General features: G+C 46.9%; 2 protein-coding genes. Both read right to left on the bottom strand.

Annotated elements, in window-relative coordinates; genetic code table 11:
• Nucleotides 1-32: 32 nt before the first annotated feature.
• Nucleotides 33-779 (bottom strand): IS21-like element helper ATPase IstB, encoded by a 747-nt coding sequence (gene istB, locus QWZ17_RS23335; RefSeq protein WP_290307733.1) that lies wholly within the window; start codon nt 777-779, stop codon nt 33-35.
• A 19-nt stretch (nt 780-798) separates the two neighbouring features.
• The coding region (gene istA, locus QWZ17_RS23330; RefSeq protein ID WP_290307732.1) for an IS21 family transposase at nt 799-2026 on the bottom strand (1228 nt) is incomplete at its 5' end.

The following is a 2026-nucleotide window of genomic DNA, read 5'->3' as shown; positions in this document are numbered from 1 at the left end:
GTACAAAAATAGTTATTTAAAAGGTAATTTCATTAGTGGCTGTTTTCTGGTTCAATACTACGTTTTCTTCTCATAGATTCCCCCTTTAGCTCGATACGATGCGCATCATGTACGATCCGGTCCAGGATCGCATCAGCAACCGTTTTTTCACCGATCACTTCAAACCATTTGCTTACCGGTAGCTGTGAGGTTATGATCAGCGAGGTCTTGCCATGCCGATCTTCGATCAGTTCCATTAGCGCAGCCCTGCTTTGTGCATCAAAAGGCTGGATACCGAAGTCATCCAGTATGAGCAGCTGTGTCCTTTCCAGTTTAGCGAGTTCCTTGATATAGGAGCCGTCTGCCTTAGCCATCTTCAGTTTAGCGAATAGCTTAGGTGTGCTGGCATAAAACACCCTGTAGCCCAGCATACAGGCCTGATAGCCGATAGCAGAAGCCACATAGCTTTTACCGATACCGGTACTGCCGGTAACCAGTATGTTTTCATTGCGGTCAATGAAGGTGCAGTCTGCAAGGCGCATGATCTGGTTGCGGTCAATACTTCTGTCGGCATGGTAATGAACGTCCTCTATAGCGGCTTTATAGCGGAACCTGGCATAAAGGATCGTGCGTTCGATACGCCTGTTTTGCCGGTCGTCCCATTCCGCTTCCACCAGGTGAGCCAGCAGTTCGTCCGCTGTATAATCATTTGTTTTACCGGTTTCCATGCTGCTTTTGAAGGCATGGAACATGCCGAAGAACTTCATCTTCCGCAGTTTGTCTAAGGTGCTTGTGTTCATGTTATTTGTTGTTTAATGGTTATTTGTAATAGTCTTTTCCCCGGATATTATCATGGTTAGGCATAGGCAGTTCATCGGCAAATAAGCTTTCCTCGTAGTTATCCATCTTGTTTTCCAGTATGGTTTGTATCGTTTTATAGTTATACACGCCATAACTTAATGCCCGTTGGCAGGCAATAGTCAGTCTTTCGTTCCCTGCTTTTTTAGCAAAGCCAAGTACACCTAGGCAGGATTTATAAGCCTGTTCTGGGTGTTGCTTACGCTCCAGTATCTGGAGAATATACAGCCTTACATCTTCGTGAATAGAAGCCGCCCAATCCAGGAACATATCTGGTGTCCAGTCACTTTTAAAGCGGTGAGTACTGGCCATGTGCTCTTTGTCAGTGGTATAACCATAAGGATTTTTATTGCGAGGGTGCAATGCGATACGCTCATAGTTGGAGTAGATCTCTACAATGGTGCGCGAGTATAACAGCTTGACCCGTTTGCCGATATAGCGGTAAGGGACGCTGTAATAGTGCTTGTCCGGGCCAAGGTTAACGTGGCCGTTCTTGATCACCCTGGCCTGGAACTGCTTTTTAAACTGGTAACGCAGAACAGGCAGCGGAGCAAGGGTTTGGCGCTCGATCTCTTCAAACTGTAGCTTCCGGCTGTAATTGCGGCCTTTAAGCAACTGGCTGTTGTGGACTTCCAGGGCTTGCCAAATAGCCGTATTAAGCTCTGCTAAAGAATGACATACCTGTTTATTTAAAGGTGCATAGATCTTGGTATAAATGATCTTAACGGCACCCTCTACCAATGCCTTGTCACGCGGGCGGTACGCCCGCGCTGGTAGTATAGTAGTCCCGTAATGATCGGCAAAGTCTTCAAACGTTTCGTTCAGTGTAGGTTCATAGCGGCTGCTTTTAGTTACGGCTGCCTTCAGGTTATCCGGTACAATGGCGGCGGGAACGCCGCCAATAAAGTGCAGGGTATTCTCGCAGGCCGCTATAAAGTCTTCCTTTTGCTGGCTCATAACGGCCTCAACGTAGGTTAACTGGCTGGCACCCAAGATAGCTACAAAGACCTCTACAGGCGTTATCTCGCCGGTATCTTTGTCTGTAATGCTCATCTTTTCACCGGCAAAATCAACGTATAACTTGTCGCCGACTTTGTGATCCATGTGCATGGTCGGGTTGACCCTGGCTTTCCACTGGTTATAATAAAAGCAAAATTGGCTGTACAGATAGCCATCGGGGAACTCTTTG

It is taken from the genome of Mucilaginibacter flavus (assembly GCF_030409315.1).
GTDB lineage: Bacteria > Bacteroidota > Bacteroidia > Sphingobacteriales > Sphingobacteriaceae > Mucilaginibacter > Mucilaginibacter flavus.
Note: the sequence above shows the minus strand (reverse complement) of the source record. Positions and strands in the feature narration are given on the sequence as shown.

Bases quoted from the DNA above. Each gene is read 5' to 3' on its own strand.
- istB (WP_290307733.1), bottom strand. From the start codon at position 779: ATGAACACAAGCACCTTAGACAAACTGCGGAAGATGAAGTTCTTCGGC.